We start from the raw sequence: 1,732 nt of genomic DNA on the forward strand, positions 1-1,732 counted from the left end.
CCATGATCTATCTCACAGCCGCTATCATCAATTCACGATAATTCTCAACACACCCTTTAAAAATGAAGATATATAGCAGCTTGTTCGATAATTCTAAACTATGTCTATTCATGTCCTGTTACGAATGCGCGAAAACCACCCTGGATTTTTTGAGGGGGGTGGATAAACCTGTGTGCCAGCAAGAGATTCAATGCGTGCGCAATTCCAGACCCCATCGTCTATTGCTTGTTGAAGCATGGCCAATGTGACCGGCACTGTTGTCAGGTTGAGGGCTGGTTTGCCCATTAAAAGTTGCCAGATCAGAAATCGAAAGAAAACAAAAAGGATGGTAGGAATAATTGATAAAACCTCTGTTTCATCATTAAAATATCGATGAAAATCAAAATCCCCTACCTTGATTGAGAACGTTTCTGAATAATATTCCATGAGGTAATGAGCATCAATTCCATCCAGACCAAGATCTTCTACTATTCTTGTTGACGGTTTAATTTCTTTTTCGGAAATTTTTTCTTCAGAAATTAAGAATTTTGTTAGTTCCTCTGAGATAATATCCATTTAAAAAATCCTATCTTCAGATTTAACCAGCCGATTATACTTCTGAACAGTATTATAAACAATTTTCGATACATCGTAAAAGGTGATAGCGACACCTACATAAGGTACAGATCTCCCAACAAAAACTCCAATTTTTTGGTGAGTATGTACTTGCAATTTATCAATGGAATCCCAGTAAACGCTGGAAGAATTCTACATTTTATTTCATATGGTAAATATTTCCGTGCTACAATAGATGCAATGGAAGTTCCTTTTGTGGCTTTGTTAAATTTACCTCGAACTGTTATGTAGTTTTGTCCCGCACTGCCATGCATGGGCCTTGTGCCGTCCCCTGCCACCATGCCGCGCGTAAAAGCCAATACAGCGATCATTACACAACAGGACAATACTGGTTCTGTATTTTTGTAAAATAGATGTAATTTACATGCCTGTTTTAAATAAATTGTGCATTTTACAAAGCACACATATCCTTATGTAAGAATTATCATATTTCATAAAAGTAGAATATATTGCGGATGTTTAGGAATTTCACTTTCGCATGGCTGGTGCTGCTGTCCTCTGGCGGGAGTGTCCATGCTGCCCCGCCCCAATACCTGCCCGGCCCCCCACCGGACCCGCATCATGCACAGACGCGGTTCGGCGATGCCGATACCTCCAGCGGAACGCTGACCATCGCGGGACAGGCGACGACACCACGCGCGATGGGCAACGGCGCGTTATTCGTGGAAAAAGTCGGGCAGGTGGGCGATACGGATTACCTGTTGCTGACCTCGACAGGCAATGCGCTCTGTCCCGCCAGTTTTTCCATCGTGCGGGTGGATTCCGGCATGGCCACACCCACCGCATTTTTTGGCAACTGCAACGATATCCACAGGGTGCAGATCGTCCATGGACAGGACATCGCCGTCATACAGCCCGAATTCACCAGCAGCGAAGCCGACACCCCACAGGCCATCACCGTTTACAGCAACAGCACGCGACGCCTGGCGGAAAATGGCGCACTCCTTCATACCGGGTGCCCCAATAATCTGTGCGATGGGTTATAGGGTTCGCTCATGCATTGCACATTCAGGGGCTTTGCCCCCAAACCCCCACCAAAGGGTATTACCCTTTGGAAACCACGACTCCCCTTCAACAGATCAGGGTGCAGGGAGCACGCTCCCTGCCGGGTCCGGGC

At 45.8% G+C, this 1,732-nt stretch carries 2 protein-coding genes; one reads left to right on the forward strand and one right to left on the reverse strand.

The window, feature by feature from the left end; translation table 11 throughout:
* Nucleotides 1-108: 108 nt before the first annotated feature.
* Nucleotides 109-555, reverse strand: coding sequence for a DUF1493 family protein (locus B7G66_RS10030; RefSeq protein ID WP_080545471.1), 447 nt, complete (start codon nt 553-555; stop codon nt 109-111).
* Nucleotides 556-1,070: 515 nt separating this feature from the next.
* Here B7G66_RS10030 and B7G66_RS10035 point away from each other — a divergent pair.
* Nucleotides 1,071-1,601: a hypothetical protein gene (locus B7G66_RS10035; RefSeq protein WP_003621663.1), complete on the forward strand. Its 531-nt coding sequence runs from the start codon at nt 1,071-1,073 to the stop codon at nt 1,599-1,601.
* The last annotated feature ends 131 nt before the right edge of the window (nt 1,602-1,732 follow it).

The organism is Novacetimonas hansenii JCM 7643 (genome assembly GCF_000964405.1).
Lineage (GTDB): Bacteria > Pseudomonadota > Alphaproteobacteria > Acetobacterales > Acetobacteraceae > Novacetimonas > Novacetimonas hansenii.